Raw genomic sequence first — 17,824 nt, forward strand, 5'->3', positions numbered from 1 at the left:
CCGGAAAAATTGAACAGGGTCAGGGCTGCTGCGCAGGCAGCAGACGCTCAAGCTGGGCGTCGAACCAGGTACTGAAGGCCGGCGACGGTTGCGCCTCGACTGTCAGGTACCACCAGTCGTCAGCGGCAAAGGCACGGCATTTCACCGCATCTTTTTCGGTCATCACCAGCGGCAGCGTCGGGCTGAACGTCAGCGCTTCGGCGCTGAACTGCGCATGGTCGGCAAACGGGTGCGGCACCGGCTGCCAGTTTAGCTGCAGCAGGGTGTTGAAGAAACGTTGTGGATTACCGATGCCAGCCACCGCATGCACGGCCTGGCCAGGGCTGAAATGGTCAAGCCCACGGTGTGCGTCACTGCGCAGGTTGACCAGCGCCGAAGGCTTGAGTTGAAAGGCGAAGCCGTCTTCGCGGTCGCTGCTGGCACCGTTGTAGAGCAGCGCGTCGACCTCGTCGAGGCGCTCGACCGGCTCGCGCAGTGGCCCTGCGGGCAGGCATCGGCGATTGCCCAAGCCCCGTGCGGCATCGATCAGCACCAGCTCAAGGTCACGCGCCAGGCGGTAATGCTGCATGCCGTCGTCGCAGAGGATCAGGTCGAGGGGTTCGCTGGCAAGCAGCCCGCGTACGGCCGCCGAACGGTCGGGATCGATCATCAGCGGCACACCGGTGCGCTGAACGATCAACAACGGCTCGTCGCCGGCCTGCTCGGCGCTGTGCTCCGCCGCCACCCGCCAGGGCAGCGAAGGCGGCTTGGCACCGTAACCGCGGCTGACCACACCGACGCGCAAGCCCCGCTTGCGGCAGTGTTCGATCAGCCAGAGGATCATCGGCGTCTTGCCGGTGCCGCCAACGGTAATGTTGCCGACCACAATGACCGGCACCGGCGCGCGGTAAGCGGCGCTTGCACCACTGATGAAGCGCGCACGCTTGCGCAGCACGACGCGACGGTACAACAGCTCCAGCGGCCGCAAAAAGGCCAGCGCTGGGTGGCCGTTGTACCAGGCAGCGAGCAAGCGCTCGGTGAAAGCCATCAGGGCGTCCCCGCTGCGGCCTCGACCGTGGTCATGCGCAGCTGGCTGAAACCAAGCTTGCCCGCCGCGTCCATGGCCGTCACCACCGACTGATGCGGGGTCTTGCCATCTGCGCTGATCGACAACGGCAGCTTGGTATCACCGCCAGATTCCTGCTGCAGCGCTTCGACCAGAGTGGCCAGGTCGCTTTTCGGCAGCAGGTGGTTGTTCACCGAGTACACCCCGTCGGCACTGATGGTGATATCCACCCGCTTGCCCTCGTCGGCCTCGGCCGGCGCGCCTGTAGAGGCCTCCGGCAGTTCGACCCGCAGCTGGTTTTCGCGGGTGAAGGTGGTGGTGACGACGAAGAACAGCAGCAGCACGAACACCACGTCGATCAACGACGCCAGGTTGATGTCGACGTTCTCCCGCGCACGGTTGCGCCGAAACTTCACGCCTTGACTCCCGCCACTTCCACTTCGCGATCACCTTGCACGACTTCGACCAGCTTGATCGCCTCTTGCTCCATACCGACCACCAACTCGTCGATGCGGCGCAGCAGGAAGCGGTGGAAGAACACCGCCGGGATACCGACCATCAGGCCTGCAGCCGTGGTCACCAGGGCTTTGGAGATGCCACCGGCGAGCACCGAAGCGTTGGCGGTCATCTGCGACCCCATGAACGCGCTGAAGATGTCGATCATGCCCAGCACGGTACCGAGCAGACCCAGCAGCGGTGCCATCGCAGCGATGGTGCCGAGCGTGCTGATATAGCGTTCGAGCTCGTGAATAACCCGCGAGGCGGCTTCTTCAATGCACTCTTTCATGATTTCGCGGCCATGGCGCGAATTGGCCAGGCCGGCAGCGAGGATCTCGCCCAGCGGCGAGTCAGCGCGCAGGCTCTTGAGCTTGTCACTGGTGAGCTGCTTGTCCTTGATCCACATCCACACCTGACCCAGCAGGTGCGGCGGGGTTACGCGACTGGCACGCAGGGTCCACAGGCGTTCGACGACGATAGCCATGGCGACGATGGAGCTCAGAATGATCGGCAGCATCATCCAACCACCGGACTTTACCAATTCCCACACAGTAATCATCCCCTCGAAAAAGGCCGCCACTCTACCATAGGATCGCCCTCGGCTGAGTTGCCGGAGGTCGCAACAATGCGCGTGCCGGGGTCATTCTTTGTCACGCCAGAACCTGCGCTGGGCACGCTGCCCGGCAACCTGGGATTGAGCGCCCAGGCGCAAGCTCAAGGCGCCCTCTATGGCGGTGTCGTGAATCGCCAGCCCATGGCGCTGGTAGCGTTCCAGCACCTGCGCATGCGGATGGCCGAAACCGTTGTGCGCACCGCGGGAAATCAATACGCCGCGCGGCCTGGTGGCAGCAATGAACGCCTCGGTGGAGGAGCTGCGACTGCCGTGGTGCGGCGACTGCAGCCAGTCGATGCGTTTGCCTTCATGCGCCGCCAGCCAGGCGCGTTCGGCGCTGGCTTCAATGTCGCCGGCCAACAACAGACGCTCGCCCTGCGCCTCGACCAGCAATACGCAGGAGCGGTCATTGCTTGAGCGCGCCTGCGGCCAATGCCAGAGTGAAAAGTCGACCCCGTCCCACTGCCAGCCCTGCCCCGTCTCGCAGCTTTGTGCCTGGAAGGCCTGCTCCGACTCACCGGCCACAACGCGCCCGACCGACAGGCCGCGCTGCACGGCCGCTGCGCCGCCGGCATGGTCGGCATGGGCATGGCTGATCAGCAGCACATCCAGTCGATCGACGCCCAGTTTACGCAAAGTAGGCAGCACTACACTTTCGCCCAGATCGCTCTCGCCGCGCGCTGGGCCAGCATCGTAGAGCAGGCTGTGGTTGCGCGTGCGCAAAAGGATCGCCAGGCCTTGGCCGACGTCCAGCTGCAGCACCTCGACCTGCCCCTGCGGCAACGAGTTGCCAGGCACCCACAGCGCCAGCAGCATCAGCGCGCCCAGGCCACGCATGGGTACGCCACGGGGCAGCAACACGATCAACGCGCCACTGAGCACCAACAACCAGGCCAGTAGCGGCAACTGCCGGGCAATCCATGCCGGCTGCCACTGAGCCACCACCGTCAGCACGTCGAACAACCCAGCCAGCGCTGCGCCAGCCAGCCATAGCAGCAGTTCGCCAAACCCCGCCAGCGGCAGCAACAAGGTGCCCAGCAACGCCAACGGCAGCACCACGAAGCTGATCCAGGGCACCGCGAGCAGATTAGCCAACGGCGCGCTCAGACTGATCGGTAGGCCCAGCGCCAGCATCGCCGGCAACAAGCCGATGGCGATCACCCACTGCGCACGCGTCCACGCTTGCCAAGGCCGCCAACCGCCTAGGCGCTGGGCAAAGCAGCAGATCAGCACTGTCACCGCGCCGAACGACAACCAGAATCCGGGCAGCAAACTGGCCAACGGCTCAACCAGCAGCACACCACACAGCGCCATCAACAGTGGTACAAAGGCGCTCACTTGGCGAAAGCGCAGGCGCCAGAGCAGCACCACCGCCAGCATCAGACAGGCCCGCTGCACAGGCACGCCAAACCCGGCCAGCCAGCCGTAGCCCAGCGCGGCCGTCATGGCCAGCCCGCACGCCCACGGCAGCCATGGCCAGCGCCGCGGCCAGCCTCCGTAACGTAACAGCCCCGCCACCAAGCCGTAGACCAACCCTGCGACCAACCCAATGTGTTGGCCCGAGATGACCAACAAGTGCACCGTGCCGGTCGCCTGCAGCGTTTGCCAGTCTTGCCTGGCCAGCCCCGAGCCATCGCCCAGTACCAGCGCCGCCAACGTCGCTTCGCGGCCCCAGGCATCCACTGCCAGCAGGCGCTGGCGCAAATTGTCGCGCCAGCCGCCGGCCACCGGCTCTAGCAACGCTCCCGCCTTGACCGTGCCAGTGGCGCCGATGCGCCGGGCCAACAGCGTCGCCTCGCGGTCCGGCCCATGTGGATTGAGCAGGCCGCGCGGGCGTTTCAGGGTCACGGCCAGGCGCCAGCGCTCTCCGGCACGAATCTCTGGGCCGTCGAACCAGCTCAGTTGCAGGCGCCCGGGCAATTCGGCGCGGCGCGAAGCGGGTTCATCCAGCTCGAAGCGCACACCGTGGGCCGATACCGCTGGCAGGCCGACCACGCGCCCCTCAAGCCATAGCGTGCGGCCATCAAGTGAATGCGCCAGACGATCATCCAGCGCCTGCTGCGCCGACCAGCACGCCCAGCAAAAGCCCAGCAGCAAGCAGCCCAGCGGCCAGACTCGCGTAGCCAGGCAGCCAAGCGCAGCCAGCAGCATCACCACCAGCCAGCCGACCGTCGGCAGAACGGGTAGAAAGCCCAGGCACAACAGCCCGAGCGCAAGCGCCAACATCCCTGTGCGCATAAGGTAGAGCTCCGCAAGCAAGACAGCCTGCAGAGGAATAGCGTATTTAAGGGTCAGTCTTGCTCAACAATTGTCACAAACTCTGAACAAGCCATTCCGGGAATCAAGGCATACTTGCCCGATCACTGCCCCGGGAGCCCCCATGCCGCGCCGCCTGTTCAAACGGTACATGCCGGATCCGACCAGCATTCGGGAACACAAGTCCTTACGCTTTTTCGGCAAGCTGCTGCACGACCCCAACCTCTGGCACCTGAACCGCCATTCAGTGGCACGGGCCATGGGCGTGGGCCTGTTTGCCGCATTGATCCCGATGCCGATGCAGATGCTGCTGGCCGCCAGCCTGGCGATCCCGCTGCGGGGCAACCTGCCGATCGCGGTCAGCCTGGTCTGGCTGACGAACCCGCTGACCATGCCGCCGGTGTTCTTCGTCACCTACATGACCGGCGCCTGGCTGTTGCAGACGCCACCACGCAGCCTGCCCGACGACCTCACCTTCGAGTGGATCACCGACCAGCTGGCTACCGTGTGGCAGCCATTTTTGCTCGGCTCAGTGGTGTGCGGCGTGGTGCTGGGCATCGCCGCCTACTTCATCACCATGAGCTACTGGCGCTGGTGGGTCGGCCGCCAGTGGCGCCGCCGCAAGCAACGTACGTCATGCACGCATGCCGCGGCCGCTGACCAGCAGGCGAATGCACAGGGCATACAGCACAGCCGTGGCCACCAGCATGAAGGTGATCGCAGTACCGATACTGATATCCGAAACCCCTAGGATGCCGTAGCGGAACGAGTTGACCATGTGCAGCACCGGGTTCGCCAGCGACACCACCTGCCAGAACGGCGGCAGCAGGCTGATCGAGTAGAACACCCCGCCCAGGTAGGTCAGCGGGGTCAGCACGAAGGTCGGGATGATCGAAATATCATCGAAGTTGCGCGCAAACACTGCGTTGACGAAGCCCAGCAGCGAGAAGATGGTTGCGGTCAACAGCACTACCACCACGGTCACGCCCAGGTGATGCACCTGCAGGTGGGTGAAGAACATCGACAGGATGGTCACGATCACCCCTACCGCCAACCCACGCAGCACGCCGCCGAGCACATAGCCGACGAGAATGGTGTGCGGCGACACCGGCGACACCATCAGCTCCTCGATCGAGCGTTGGAACTTGCTGCCGAAGAAGCTCGAGACCACGTTGCCATAGGAGTTGGTGATCACCGACATCATGATCAGCCCAGGCACGATGTACTCCATGTAGGTGAAGCCACCCATGTCGCCAATCTGCCGACCGATCAGGTTACCGAAGATGACGAAGTACAACACCATGGTGATGGCCGGCGGCAGCAGCGTCTGCGGCCAGATGCGCAGGAAGCGACGCACTTCGCGGTAGACGATGGTATTCAGGGCGACCCAGTTGGTGCGCAGTTCCACACTCATACGGCCACCTTCGACAGGTTTTTCTCTACCAGTGACACGAACAACTCCTCAAGCCGGTTGGTCTTGTTGCGCAGGCTCTGCACCTCGATGTTCTGCAAGGCCAGCTGGCCGAACAGCGCGGTGATGCCGATATCCTTGTCGACCTGCACTTCCAGCGTATGCGGGGTGATCAGCCGGCACGGGTAGCCGTGCAGGGCTGGCACCGTGGTCAGGTCCTGCTTCAAGTCCAGAACAAAAGTCTCGACATGCAGCGTGCCGAGCAGTTTGCGCATGCTGGTGTTTTCGACAATGGTGCCGTGGTCGATGATGCCGATGTTGCGGCACAGCTGTTCGGCCTCTTCCAGATAATGCGTGGTCAGAATGATGGTGATGCCTTTCTCGTTGAGCTCGGTGAGAAAGCTCCACATCGACCGACGCAGCTCGATATCGACGCCCGCGGTTGGCTCGTCGAGGATCAACAGGCGCGGCTCGTGAATCAGTGCACGGGCGATCATCAGCCGACGCTTCATGCCGCCAGACAATGAGCGTGATGGCACGTCGCGCTTGTCCCACAGGCCCAACTGGGTCAGGTACTGCTCGGCGCGTTCCTTGGCCAGCTTGGGCGGGATGCCGTAGTAGCCAGCCTGGGTGACGACGATATCGAACGTCTTTTCAAACTGGTTGAAGTTGAATTCCTGCGGCACCACGCCCAGGCAACGCTTCAGCGCGGCAGGCTCGCGGTCGAGGTCATGGCCAAAGACATTGACGCTGCCGCTGGTCTTGTTGACCAGGGTCGAGAGAATGCCGATGGTGGTGGATTTGCCGGCGCCGTTGGGGCCGAGCAAGGCGAAGAAGTCACCTTCGGCGACATCCAGATCAATACCCTTGAGGGCCTGGAAGCCGTTGCCGTAGGTTTTGGTCAGCTGTCGGATGGACAGAGCAGAACTCATAGCGGGTCACGTACCATTCTAGGAGGTTCAGGACACGCCAGATAAGGTCACTGGCGCAGTGAGTGAGGCCCATGGTGCAAGCCAGGGCCACACAAGTACAGTCATGTGCATTGATAGTGACTATCGAAAGCGCACAGGTGTTCGATCAGGTCAGTGCGGTCATTACCGCCGCTTGATAGGCCGGCCGCGCCTTGAGGCGCTCATACCAGGCCTGCAGATGGGGCAAATCAGGGCGCTCGATGGGCATCTCGAACCAGGCGTAGGCGAAACAGCCCAGGGGAATGTCACCCATGCCGATCTGCTCGCCGGACAAGTACGGTTGCCTGGCCAAGGTCTCATCGGCGATCGTCAGCAGGTTGCCACAGGTCTTTAGCGCGGCGTTGATCGCCACCCAGTCGCGTTGCTCCTCGGGCGTGCGCAGGATGCCCCAGAACAGCGGCCGGAACGGCGTGGCCAGGGCTGACGTGGTCCAGTCCATCCATTTGTCCGCCAGGGCGCGCTGGCGTGGATCATCCAGATACCAGCCCTGCTCGCGGCCGTACTGCGCGCAGAGGTAGCGCACGATGGTGTTGGATTCCCACAGGGTCAGGTCGTCGTCCTCGACCATCGGCACCAGGCCATTGGGGTTGCGCGCACGGTAGTGCGGCTCATTGACCAGACCAAAAGCGCCGCCGGCATCGATCGCTTCGAAATCCAGGCCGAGTTCGTGGGCAGCCCACAATACCTTGCGCACGTTGCTCGAGTTCTTGCGACCCCAGATCTTCAGCATGACGACGTCCTTATGAATGCAGAACCTGGAGTCTACTCCAGCGGACACCCAGGAAACATGCCCTGACAACACCCGGCGAACTCTTGGCGCCACGACCGGTCACTGAACAGACGAGGCCGTCTATGCTGCTGGGGTCGGCTCAAGCCCAACTTCCAAGGAGGAAGGATTATGTTGCTGTTGTGGTTGCTGGTCCTGGTGATCGGCACGGCGTACCTCACCCACCGGCGTCTGCCACCGTTGCAGATTCTCGCCATCGTTGCCGCCTATACCCTGCTTATGGGCATTTTCAGCAAGGCACCCGGCTGGCTGCTGGCGCTGATCTGGCTGGTGCTGGCGGCGAAGACCGCACTGCTGGTGCTGCCCGAATGGCGCCGCAAGGTGTTCACCGCGCCAGTGTTCAAATGGTTCCAGCGCACCCTGCCGCCGATGTCGCAGACCGAACGCGAGGCGATCGAGGCCGGCACCGTCTGGTGGGATGGCCAGTTGTTCAGCGGCCGCCCTGACTGGCACACCCTGCTCGACTACCCCGCACCGAAACTCACGGAAGAAGAGCAAGCGTTCATCGACGGCCCCACTGACGAGCTCTGTGCGATGGTCAGTGATTGGCAGATCGGCCAGGACCTGGACCTGCCCCCCGAAGCCTGGGCGTACATCAAACAGCACGGCTTCTTCGCCCTGATCATCCCCAAGGAATACGGCGGCAAGGGCTTCAGCGCCTACGCCCACTCCCAGGTGGCGATGAAGCTGGCGACCCGCAGCGGTGACCTCGCCTCGACCGTGATGGTGCCCAACTCGCTCGGCCCGGCCGAACTGCTGCTGCACTACGGCACCGACGAACAACGCAATCACTACCTGCCGCGCCTGGCCCGCGGCGACGATATCCCGTGCTTCGCCCTCACCGGCCCGCTGGCCGGCTCCGATGCCGGCGCCATGCCTGACACCGGCATCATCTGCAAAGGCCAGTGGCAAGGCGAGGAAGTCCTGGGCCTGCGCCTGAACTGGGAAAAGCGCTACATCACCCTCGGCCCGGTCGCCACCCTGCTCGGCCTGGCCTTCAAGGCCTATGACCCCGAGCACCTGCTGGGCGAGGAAGAGGAACTGGGTATCAGCCTGGCGCTGATCCCCACCGACACCCCCGGCGTGGAGATCGGCCAGCGCCACCTGCCGCTGGGGGCAGCGTTCATGAACGGGCCAAACAGCGGCAAGGACGTGTTCATCCCGCTGGACTTCCTCATCGGCGGCCAATCCATGCTCGGCAAAGGCTGGATGATGCTGATGAACTGCCTGTCGGTCGGCCGCTCGATCTCCCTGCCAGCGGTCGGCACCGGCGCCGCCAAGTACACCAGTCTGGTCACCGGCCAGTACGCCAACATCCGCGAGCAGTTCAACGTACCCCTGGCCGCCTTTGAAGGCATCCAGGAATCGCTGGCGCGCATCGGCGGCAATGCCTGGCTGATGGACAGCGCGCGCCTGCTCACCGCCAAGGCGGTCGACCTCGGCGAGAAGCCCTCGGTGCTCTCGGCGATTCTCAAGTACCACCTGACCGAGCGCGGCCGCGAGTGCATTCAGCACGCCATGGACGTGCACGGCGGCAAGGGCATCATCATGGGCCCGAACAACTACCTGGGCCGTAACTGGCAAGGCGCGCCGATCTTCATCACCGTCGAAGGCGCCAACATTCTTTCGCGTAACTTGATGATCTTCGGCCAAGGCGCCATCCGCTGCCATCCGTTTGTGCTCAAGGAAATGGCTGCGGCCGGGCACGAAGACCGTGAGCAGGGGCTGAGGACGTTCGATGATCTGCTGCTCAAGCACATCTCGTTCGCCGTCAGCAACGCGGCCAGCACCTTTGTCCTGGGCATTGGCCTGGGGCGCTTCGAGCGGGCACCGGGTGACGCCTTGAGCCAGGGCTACTTCCGCGCCTTGAACCGCCAGGCCGCAGCCTTTGCGCTGCTCGCCGATCTGTCGATGATGCTGCTCGGCGGCGCGCTCAAGCGCCGCGAGCGGCTCAGTGCCCGCTTGGGCGACGTGCTGAGCTACCTCTACCTGTCCTCGGCGGCGCTCAAGCGCTACCACGACCTGGGTTCGCCCGAGCACATGCAACCGCTGCTGCGCTGGGCCATGGAAGAAAGCCTCGGCCAGGCGGAAAAAGCCCTGGATCGCCTGCTGGACAACTTCCCCAACCGCTTCATCGGCTGCGCCCTGCGGGTGCTGGTATTCCCCACCGGCCGCTGCCATACCGGACCGAGTGACGAACTGGACGCGCAGGTCGCCGAACTGATCGGTCGCGGCAAAGGCGACCCGGCGCTCGAGGAATTGCTGGCGGGCTGCTACCGGCCCAATGCCGCCGACGACCCGGTGGGTGCACTGCAGCGCGCCAGCGACCTGCTCGATGAGGTCGCCCCGCTGCAACGAACGCTGCACCAGGCCCTCAAGGACGGCACCGTGCGACCCGCGCCCGGCGAGTCGGCCATCGATGCGGCGGTGAACGCAGGCGTACTGCAGCCGCAGGACGGGCAACGCCTGCTCGATGCGCAACAGGCCCGTCGACAGGTGATCGATGTGGACGCGTTCGAACCCGAGCATCTGGCGCTGACCGAGGGCCAGATTCGCTGACGGCGTGCCAGCCCGGGACAGGCGTTCGGTCCCGGGCTGGCGCTACAGGCGCCTCAACCGTTGGTCAGTTCAACGAAGCGAGCGGCGTCCAGCGTCGGTACAGGCAGGACAATCGACGCCCAATAGTGGAACTGCGCCTGATCCTGAGTATCTTCTGCCAATAGCACAGTGAAGGGGGACGGGTCGCTCGGATGTGGCGTAAACACCCCCGCTGTAGACATGCTGCCATTACCACTGATGACGGTCCATCGGACCTGGGCATCAGGCACCTCGACCACACCCCCCCAAGTCTCATAAAACACCTTCAGCTTGACCTTGTTGTAGGCCAACTGCGCCTTGATGTAATGGGACTCTGTGGTGTGCAACGCAACGAAGGTGGACGTTGCACTTTGACCGCCCGCTGTTGCCTTGATGACGTCCGCGCTGATCAGCGTACCGGCGTCGGATCGGCGCGCTACAGGATGCCTGGTTTTATTATTGGCCTCGAGCACGAAGGCTGGCGAGGGTGAATTGGGCGGGTAATAGAACATCTGCCCCTGTTCGTTTACCAAGCGGCCGAGAGCTCGACCCTCAAAGCTCCACTGCACGCTCGGCGCGCCAGGGGGCAAGCTCAGGGCCTGTTTTTCATCACCTGCGCCAACCAACCGAAGCCGAGGCGTAATGGACAGCGGTGGTGCAGCGAGTGCCTGACTGTGGTCTGGACTCGCCACGCTGCTGACGTCATACATGGCCCAATACATCAGCAGTTCAGGTATCAATTGCCCGGCGGTAAATCGCAGGGCAGCCGGCGGCGTGCAGAAGTTGGCAAGCCAGGCCCTATCAACAGGTGGCAGCCCGGTTAATACCTCGGGGAAAAGAATGCTGAGGAACGATAAAACGCCCGCATCCCCTGCACGTGCAGGCGCAGACGCTGGCGTTTCATCAACTGCGGCATGTTCTCCCGATAACGAAGACAACACCAGGTCCATACTGTCGTCGCGTATCGTGTAACTGCCTTTGATGTCGTGCAGCAGCGGACTGACTGGCGGAAGTACCTCATACAAGTTGACCCGAGCCGCTGTTTTATAAAACTCGCTCAGCGCTGCCCAATTGTAATCACCGCCCGAGTTTTCGAACGTCGCCTGACCCGACCACTGCAGCCGAACGACCCGCCCCTCGATCGTCTTGTAACGCAAGTAGCCATTGGCCAGCGGTACCTTGACGGTGAATGTCGTGTCCGCACCCGGCAAGACTTCCAGGATTTCATGAACCCGTCGCTCGGCACGCCCCAATTCCGCGCGAAAGGTAAACTGCGAGTCCTTTACAACGGGCAGGGTCAGGCTGATGTAATGATCGCCGTAGTGCACGCGTGGAACACCCACAGCGAGGGTGCCCACCCGCCACACATTACCCTCGACAATCCGGTCGTACGGTATCTGCTCACTGATGCGCTGCGCATCACGCTGAGCATAAGCCGACCAGGACGCGTTGACGACCTGCTGGTCAAAGACACCGATAAGCAGCGTTGGCGGGTCGACACACAGCGTTTTCAAGGAACTGTCGGGCGTCGTGGGTTGCGCGCGGCGTGGCGTAGTATCAGGCATGGCAAAACTCCTTGTTCTTCAGGTCGCCCATACCAACATTGCGTCACCACACCGCCAACTGACAGTCCTTGCAGTAGACAACCCACTCATTGGCAGAACACCCTGTCTGTCGCCCGCCCACATTGAGACGGGGCGATAGCCGTTGGCGCCCATTCGGGACAGGAGGTCGGCCCTGAGCGTATAATTGCGCATTTTCTACGTACTCGAGTTGTTAACATGGCCCACTCCTATCTGGCACACCACCTGCAGCTTCTGCAGCACCTGCGTACCATCCTGGTGGCGCTCGGCGAAGCCGAACAGGTTCCCGAAGAAAGCCACGCGTTGTTCCTCGAGCGTTTCGACGAACTGCTGGAGCGTCTGCCGACCGATCCACTGGAAAGCCAATACCTCGGCCAGGACCTGATCTGTCAGGTCATCCAGCGCTATCCGCAGATCGCCCACCTGGTGCCCCGTGACCTGCTGTGGTTCTTCGGTGGCGACTGCCTGCACTTCATGCCGGACGACGAGCTCGAGCTGTACCAGCAACTGGAAGAAATCCGCTACGACGCCGAACAGCAAGGCGAAGCGTTCGATTGGCATCAACACAAAGAAATGCTGATGCTGTCCAATCGAGGATCTGCGCACTGAACACTGCGGTCTGCCATATCAGGGGCGGCGCGTCAGGCTGACGTGTGCCCCGCCTCTGCGCCCCTTGCGGCGCCCCCATCTGATAATCCACAGGCGCGGGTTAATTAGCCCTACATCCTGCCTGTCGCGTCCCCTTTAATCTGCTCGTCGCTCACATCCACCTAGCGCCGCTCCATCAGCGAGCCTGCTGGGCCTGCCACACACACGAACAGATTCAAGGAACTACCCATGAAAAAGACGTTACTCATGCTTGCCCTGGGAATGGCGAGCAGCACCGTGTTCGCAGCACCCGAAACCGGCCAGATCAACTTTTACGGTACCGTTTACGGCGGTGGCACCTGCCCCATCGAGGTGGTCAACCCGGGCGGCAGCGTCATCCCCCGTGTATCGATGGGTAACTTCACCACCGGCTACTTTGGCGCGAGCGGCACTGCCACCCCAGACGTGGCATTTGCCTTGCGCGTGACGCCGACCACCACGTGCGTCATCGCTCCCGGTACCAAAACCAAGGTGACCTTCACGCCATTGCACGGCGTGGTCGGCACCAACCTCTACGCCATTCGCGATGGCGGCGCCACGGGACTGGGCATCACGATCAAGGACCGGACCCGCACCAAACTCAACCCCAATGCGGCATCTCCCGATTACGACCTGTACCAGTCGCAGCCTACCGACTTGATGTTCTATGCGGCGTATGAGTCCCACGCCGCCAGGGTTGGCGAAGGCCTGGCCGAAGCGGAAGTTTCGTTCCTGGTGAGCCTGCCCTAACACGCACTCCAGGTGCTGGCACCTGGAGTCGATTTCTTTACGCTCGGTCAAACACCATGCAGCCTTTGCCCCGCTCACTGATTACCCTGAGCAGTTGCCTGCTGCTGCTCAGCGCCAGCATGCCCAGCGCGTATGCCGCACTCACCATAAGCCACACGCGAATCGTCCATGAGAGCGCCAAGCGCAGCTCTTCGGTGATTGTCGCAAACCCTTCGAAAACGTCGTACGCCGCACAGGCCTGGGTCAATACCGAGGCCGACGATGCGACCACTGCCGTCCCCCTGATTGCCTCGCCCAGCCTGTTCCGCATCGACCCTGACAATGAACAGACGGTGCAGATCAACGCCCTGCCCAACGACCTGCCGCAAGACCGTGAATCGCTGTTCTATTTCAACCTGCAGGAAATTTCGCAAGCGACGGACACTGGGCAAAACGTCCTCAACATCGCCCTGCGCACACGCATCAAGCTGTTCTACCGGCCCAGCCACCTCAAAGGCCGCCCGGAAGATCGACTCAAGGACCTGGTCTGGTCGGTACAACGGATCGACGGTAAACCGCACCTGGTGGTCGACAATCCCTCGCCCTACCACTTCACCTTCAACCAGCTGGTCATCAGCGGCGCCGGCGTCCGTGAAACCATCACCGCCCACGACATGGCCTTGCCATTGGCCCGCCAGACCTATGCGTTGAAGCAGGTATCGGTCACCAACGGCCTGCAGGTCAGCTTCACCACGATCAATGACTACAGCGGCATCACTGCCGAACGTTCCAGCCCGGTGGGCGTGCAGTGATTCAGCGTCGTTAGCGGCTGGCCGGTAACCACCCGGCCGCAGCCCACAGCAAAAAAAAGGCCTGTGCATGCACAGGCCTTTGTTCATTCGAGGCAATCCAAGGGCCGCTGTGCCTGCACATGCCAGGTCACACCGCGCCCGTCACTCAAAGCGTTTGTTGCATCGCCAGCCGATCCAACGGGTCGTAGCCGTAAAGGGCGATGGTTGAACGGTCCTCGTCCTTGACGCTGTGCAAGCGCCCCAAGGCATCGTACTGCAGCTCGCGCCCTTCTTCGTCCAGCACGAGGTTGCCATCCAGGTCATAGTCGAGCACGATCCGGCGCGGCGTTTCCTCAAGCCCGCGGACCTCGATACCGGTCAACTGCGCAGGATCGAGCGCATTGTCGAACTGATAGCGGGCGTCAATGGTGCCCCCCTCGAAGCGCGTGCGCAAGCGGGTGATGTTGTCCAGGGCGTCCAGATCGAACCGCTGGATCTGGATTTTCTTGCCGTAGGGGTCCACCGGCACGTACGCGTCTTCACCCTCACACTCGTAATGGGTCAATCGGCCTCGCTCGTCGTAGGTGTACGCCTCCTCGCGAAGCCGTTGCCCGCCCTCGCTGAGCGTCTTGGTGACGATCGCATCGACCGCATCGTAGGTCTGCGCCAATACCTGCTGCGCATCGCCAAAATCAAAGTGGCGAGCGGTCTCACGCTCGAAGTCGTCATAGTCCAGGGTGATTTGCACGCTGCGAACAGCCTCATCGGCGTCACGCGTCTGGGTGGTGATCGACGTGTTGCGGCCCAGTGCGTCATAGCTGAAGGTGCTGGTCAGCGTGCCCAGGCTGGTCTGCTCGAGTTGGCCCAGCGGGTTGTAGCTATAGGACTGGACCTGCCCGAGCACATCGGTGTAACTCAACAGGCGACCGGCCAGGCTGTGAACATAAGCCATCTCGTAGCGGGTGCCCTCCTGCACGCGCGCCTCCGACCGCACCTGGCCGGTGCTGAAATAGGTACGCGAGAGCTCCTCGCCCTGCTCCTTGCAATACAGCAGCCGCGCATTGTGCTTGTCGTAGTCGTATCGCGCCTCGACCCCGGAGCCAATCACCGCCCGCTGCAAGGGTTCCTCACCCAACTGCGGCAGGTACTCATAGCGGATGACCTGGCCACTGGGGGTGACCACCGACTCCGGCTGGCGCATGCCATCGGCGTACTGCAGCACCCGCCGACGGCCACCGGTGATGGTCTCGACCATGCGATCGAGGCCGTCGAACACCTGTTCACCCAGCACACTCTGGGTGGCACCGTCGGCATGCCGCACCTTGATCAGCACCGGCAGGTCTTCATCGCTGTGCTCGGCATACTCGCGCAGCACCTGCGCGCCATCGGCCAGGGTATGCGTGTGCAGGCGGTCGAACTCGTCGTAGGCGAAGGCGGTCTGCGCACCACGGCCGTCGATTTCTCGCGCCGTCCGGCCCAGGCCGTCATAGAAGTACTGGTGCAGGCTCTCGCGCGCATCGTCACAGCGCAGACGTTCGACGCGTACCGGCTTGTCGAACAGATTGTTCCAGATGACGGTCTTGCCAGTGCGCACACGGCCATCCGCCGACTCACGCCACTGGGTGAGGATCGGCCCGTTCGATTCTGGCGTGCCGATCGGATCGACCTGCTCGTGGTTGCGCACGCCGTCGGGGCCGATCACACAGCTGCGCTGGCCCCAACCGTCGTATTCGAAGCGGGTGCGCAGCGGCAGGTCGTCCAACGCCAGCCACTCGTGCTCGATCTCTTCACACAGATTGCCGAGGGCATCGTAGCGGGCACTGTAGCTCAGCCGCGGCGCTTCCTGGGCCAGCCGGGTCGTCGCGTAGTCAGGGTCCTGGCGCATCTGCCGGACCACCCGGTTGAGACCGTCGACGTAGCTCCAGGTAGTGACGCCCTTGACGTCCGTCATGACCTGCACCGCCTGGTTGCCCGTGGCCGACAGGTAGTAGCTGTAGGCGCGCGCGGCCTTGAATGCTTCCTCGTTCGGCGAGACGGTTTCGCGCACTACACGCCTGAGCGGGTCGTACTCGTAGGCAATCTGCACCTGATTGTCGTCATAGTTGAGCAGCGGCTCACCGATCAGCACCGAGTGGTGCAGGGTGGTGACTTTTTGCGTTTTATCGAACCCCGTCCGGGTAGCCACCGTCTCCACCACCGGGTGCCGGTCGACCACGCGCTGGGCGTAGCGGTAGTCGGTACGGGTGCGCTTGCCGCCCAGGGTGCGCATCTCGCTCAGGCGCCGGCCATGCAGCAGCGGATCGGCCAGCGCGGCCGCGTACTCGACTTGGGTGCGGCTGAGGACCGTGCCGTCACTCACTCGCACCAGCACTTCGCTGTCCTGCAACAGCTCGCCCTTGGCCTGAGCATCGAGGGCGGCCAGCGCGATGTAGGTGTAATCGCGGCGCAGGGCCTCGGCCTGGCCCTCACCGTCGGCGGCCGGCAGCTGGACCTGCGACTTGAGCGTGCGCACAAAGCCTTCCGGATCGCGCGGGCAGCCCTGGCTTTGCGTGGCCGGGTAATAGCTGTAGTGGGTTTGCATCCCATTGGCCTGGACCTCGCGGATGAGGTTGCCGTGGGTGTCGTAGTCGGTGGCGGTCACTTCACTGCGGCGAGCCTGGGGGTTGCCTTGCAAGCGCCACTCGGTGGTCACCGTCTGGGGCAACTGGAAATGTTCAGGCTGGTCGGCGAACGGCAGATCGCTGAGCTCGTGATAGGTGGTTGTCGCCGTTTCGATGCAGCCTTGCTGGGTGGTGACCTGGGCGGTGAGCAAGTGGAAACGGTTGAACTCGCGGGTGATCGTGCGCAGCGCGGCGCCGTCCTGGTAGTGACTGGCCGTCGAGCTGTAGACGAAGCGTGAGCCGGTAAACTTGTACAGGTTGTCCAGACCATCGTTATCCCAGCTCACCCCGGTGCCATTGCCGAGGAAGTTGTTGCTGCTGAACGCGTAGTGCGTCTCGACGTCCGGCTGCCCGGCGCCCGGGCTGATGACATGGCGCCGCACGTACGGCACTGTGCGCCCCTGGTCGCCGGGCAAGGCATGGCCGTCATCCTTGTACTCGATCACTTCGCGGGCACCGACCGGGGTCTGCATGGCGGTCAGGCAGCGCAGCTCACCCACCCGACGATAGGTGAAGGCCCAGCATGCCTGGTCAGCGGTCGGCAACACGACCTTGCCCAGCTCATCACCCGAACGTTCGAGGGTGTAGCGCGCAAAGGCTTCAGTGCCGGGATTGAGGTCGATCTTCACCTGCGCATTGCCGCTGTAATCGATCGCCAGCAGGGTGCGCGGGCGTCCGTCGAGCAGCGTGTCATCGGTGATCGTTTCGAGGCAAGGCGCGCCGTTTACCACGCGGTAGCTCAGGCTGATGCCGTGGCCGCTGGCGGCCAGTACGCGCACTGGCAGCGCCACCGAGTAATCCGGTGCCTGCGGTTCAAGCACCTCGATCAGGCCGGACTTGTGGGCGATGCGCAAACGCTCCTGCGCACCCTCGCTGACATTCTCGAAGTGAAAGCTGTCGATCTTGCGTTCAGGGATCACTGCCGTCTGGCCAGGCCCATTGTCGGCCACCTTGAAGCTTTCGCCGGTGTGCAGGCCGAGCATGCCGGTGGTGACGTCGAACTGGGTCAGGTTGAGGCTCCAGCCGACGCCGAAGCCGCTGTCCTGAATGTTCAATGGGTTGTAGCGCAGGCTCAGTGGCAGGTTGGGCCCACTTAGGTGGTTGGCCGGCAGCTCGGGCAGTGCGATGGCCAGGGAATAGAACCCGGTGCGCGGGTCGACACTGCCCTGCACGAAGCTGAGGAAGTTGAAGGCGTTGGAATGAATCAGGGTTTGCGTCGTCATAGGATCGTTTTCGTTCTGATAGCGATGGAAAGTCGCCCCGCGAAGGGGCGACC

The 17,824-nt window shown here is 63.2% G+C and carries 14 protein-coding genes; 5 read left to right on the plus strand and 9 right to left on the minus strand.

All coding sequences use genetic code 11. The annotated features are described in order from the left end of the window. Window positions 1–19: 19 nt before the first annotated feature. The 4 genes from lpxK to K3F44_RS12620 form a co-directional block, all read right to left on the minus strand. Entirely contained in the window at window positions 20–1,027 is a 1,008-nt protein-coding gene (lpxK, locus tag K3F44_RS12605; protein WP_220632355.1) for a tetraacyldisaccharide 4'-kinase, read from the minus strand. Beyond that, the gene (locus K3F44_RS12610; protein WP_060481531.1) at window positions 1,027–1,461 is read right to left on the minus strand and encodes a biopolymer transporter ExbD; all 435 of its coding nucleotides are present in this window, start codon (window positions 1,459–1,461) and stop codon (window positions 1,027–1,029) included. Before K3F44_RS12610 ends, lpxK begins: the two co-directional genes overlap by 1 nt. After that, complete coding sequence (locus K3F44_RS12615) at window positions 1,458–2,093, minus strand: MotA/TolQ/ExbB proton channel family protein (RefSeq protein WP_060481604.1); 636 nt, start codon at window positions 2,091–2,093, stop codon at window positions 1,458–1,460. Before K3F44_RS12615 ends, K3F44_RS12610 begins: the two co-directional genes overlap by 4 nt. A 90-nt stretch (window positions 2,094–2,183) precedes the next feature. Further along, the gene (locus tag K3F44_RS12620; RefSeq protein ID WP_220632356.1) at window positions 2,184–4,394 is read right to left on the minus strand and encodes a DNA internalization-related competence protein ComEC/Rec2; all 2,211 of its coding nucleotides are present in this window, start codon (window positions 4,392–4,394) and stop codon (window positions 2,184–2,186) included. 142 nt (window positions 4,395–4,536) lie between these two features. Between K3F44_RS12620 and K3F44_RS12625 the strand changes: the two genes are divergently transcribed. Further along, window positions 4,537–5,163: a DUF2062 domain-containing protein gene (locus tag K3F44_RS12625; RefSeq protein WP_150570139.1), complete on the plus strand. Its 627-nt coding sequence runs from the start codon at window positions 4,537–4,539 to the stop codon at window positions 5,161–5,163. Here the strand turns inward: K3F44_RS12625 and K3F44_RS12630 are convergent. The 3 genes from K3F44_RS12630 to K3F44_RS12640 form a co-directional block, all read right to left on the minus strand. Beyond that, window positions 5,047–5,826, minus strand: coding sequence for an ABC transporter permease (locus K3F44_RS12630; protein ID WP_103438136.1), 780 nt, complete (start codon window positions 5,824–5,826; stop codon window positions 5,047–5,049). The genes K3F44_RS12625 and K3F44_RS12630 overlap by 117 nt on opposite strands. Then, complete coding sequence (locus K3F44_RS12635; protein WP_150570138.1) at window positions 5,823–6,755, minus strand: ABC transporter ATP-binding protein; 933 nt, start codon at window positions 6,753–6,755, stop codon at window positions 5,823–5,825. Before K3F44_RS12635 ends, K3F44_RS12630 begins: the two co-directional genes overlap by 4 nt. Before the next feature lie 145 nt (window positions 6,756–6,900). Further along, a complete protein-coding gene (locus K3F44_RS12640) occupies window positions 6,901–7,524 on the minus strand; it encodes a glutathione S-transferase (RefSeq protein ID WP_220632357.1) in 624 nt (207 codons plus the stop codon). Between the two features lie 168 nt (window positions 7,525–7,692). On the opposite strand from K3F44_RS12640, the gene K3F44_RS12645 reads away from it, so the two are divergent. Then, on the plus strand, window positions 7,693–10,140 hold the full coding sequence (locus tag K3F44_RS12645) for an acyl-CoA dehydrogenase (protein ID WP_220632358.1): 2,448 nt from the start codon (window positions 7,693–7,695) through the stop codon (window positions 10,138–10,140). A gap of 53 nt (window positions 10,141–10,193) precedes the next feature. On the opposite strand, the gene K3F44_RS12650 is transcribed toward K3F44_RS12645, so the two are convergent. Continuing rightward, window positions 10,194–11,723 (minus strand): hypothetical protein, encoded by a 1,530-nt coding sequence (locus K3F44_RS12650; RefSeq protein ID WP_220632359.1) that lies wholly within the window; start codon window positions 11,721–11,723, stop codon window positions 10,194–10,196. A gap of 216 nt (window positions 11,724–11,939) precedes the next feature. Between K3F44_RS12650 and K3F44_RS12655 the strand changes: the two genes are divergently transcribed. The 3 genes from K3F44_RS12655 (at window position 11,940) to K3F44_RS12665 (ending at window position 13,909) form a co-directional block, all read left to right on the plus strand. Continuing rightward, window positions 11,940–12,350 (plus strand): PA2817 family protein, encoded by a 411-nt coding sequence (locus K3F44_RS12655; RefSeq protein WP_150573109.1) that lies wholly within the window; start codon window positions 11,940–11,942, stop codon window positions 12,348–12,350. Window positions 12,351–12,578: 228 nt separating this feature from the next. Further along, a complete protein-coding gene (locus K3F44_RS12660) occupies window positions 12,579–13,118 on the plus strand; it encodes a fimbrial protein (protein ID WP_150573108.1) in 540 nt (179 codons plus the stop codon). A gap of 56 nt (window positions 13,119–13,174) precedes the next feature. Continuing rightward, a complete protein-coding gene (locus K3F44_RS12665; protein ID WP_220632360.1) occupies window positions 13,175–13,909 on the plus strand; it encodes a molecular chaperone in 735 nt (244 codons plus the stop codon). Window positions 13,910–14,054: 145 nt separating this feature from the next. On the opposite strand, the gene K3F44_RS12670 is transcribed toward K3F44_RS12665, so the two are convergent. After that, complete coding sequence (locus tag K3F44_RS12670; protein WP_220632361.1) at window positions 14,055–17,771, minus strand: RHS repeat domain-containing protein; 3,717 nt, start codon at window positions 17,769–17,771, stop codon at window positions 14,055–14,057. Window positions 17,772–17,824: the final 53 nt, after the last annotated feature.

This window comes from Pseudomonas sp. S07E 245, assembly GCF_019599025.1.
Classification (GTDB): domain Bacteria; phylum Pseudomonadota; class Gammaproteobacteria; order Pseudomonadales; family Pseudomonadaceae; genus Aquipseudomonas; species Aquipseudomonas shirazensis.

Excerpts from the sequence above, each read along its gene's own strand:
- K3F44_RS12650 (WP_220632359.1), bottom strand. The coding sequence starts at position 11,723 with ATGCCTGATACTACGCCACGCCGCGCGCAACCCACGACGCCCGACAGT.
- K3F44_RS12660 (WP_150573108.1), top strand. The coding sequence starts at position 12,579 with ATGAAAAAGACGTTACTCATGCTTGCCCTGGGAATGGCGAGCAGCACC.
- K3F44_RS12665 (WP_220632360.1), top strand. The coding sequence starts at position 13,175 with ATGCAGCCTTTGCCCCGCTCACTGATTACCCTGAGCAGTTGCCTGCTG.
- lpxK (WP_220632355.1), bottom strand. The coding sequence starts at position 1,027 with ATGGCTTTCACCGAGCGCTTGCTCGCTGCCTGGTACAACGGCCACCCA.
- K3F44_RS12625 (WP_150570139.1), top strand. The coding sequence starts at position 4,537 with ATGCCGCGCCGCCTGTTCAAACGGTACATGCCGGATCCGACCAGCATT.
- K3F44_RS12640 (WP_220632357.1), bottom strand. The coding sequence starts at position 7,524 with ATGCTGAAGATCTGGGGTCGCAAGAACTCGAGCAACGTGCGCAAGGTA.
- K3F44_RS12655 (WP_150573109.1), top strand. The coding sequence starts at position 11,940 with ATGGCCCACTCCTATCTGGCACACCACCTGCAGCTTCTGCAGCACCTG.
- K3F44_RS12630 (WP_103438136.1), bottom strand. The coding sequence starts at position 5,826 with ATGAGTGTGGAACTGCGCACCAACTGGGTCGCCCTGAATACCATCGTC.
- K3F44_RS12635 (WP_150570138.1), bottom strand. The coding sequence starts at position 6,755 with ATGAGTTCTGCTCTGTCCATCCGACAGCTGACCAAAACCTACGGCAAC.
- K3F44_RS12645 (WP_220632358.1), top strand. The coding sequence starts at position 7,693 with ATGTTGCTGTTGTGGTTGCTGGTCCTGGTGATCGGCACGGCGTACCTC.
- K3F44_RS12670 (WP_220632361.1), bottom strand. The coding sequence starts at position 17,771 with ATGACGACGCAAACCCTGATTCATTCCAACGCCTTCAACTTCCTCAGC.
- K3F44_RS12620 (WP_220632356.1), bottom strand. The coding sequence starts at position 4,394 with ATGCGCACAGGGATGTTGGCGCTTGCGCTCGGGCTGTTGTGCCTGGGC.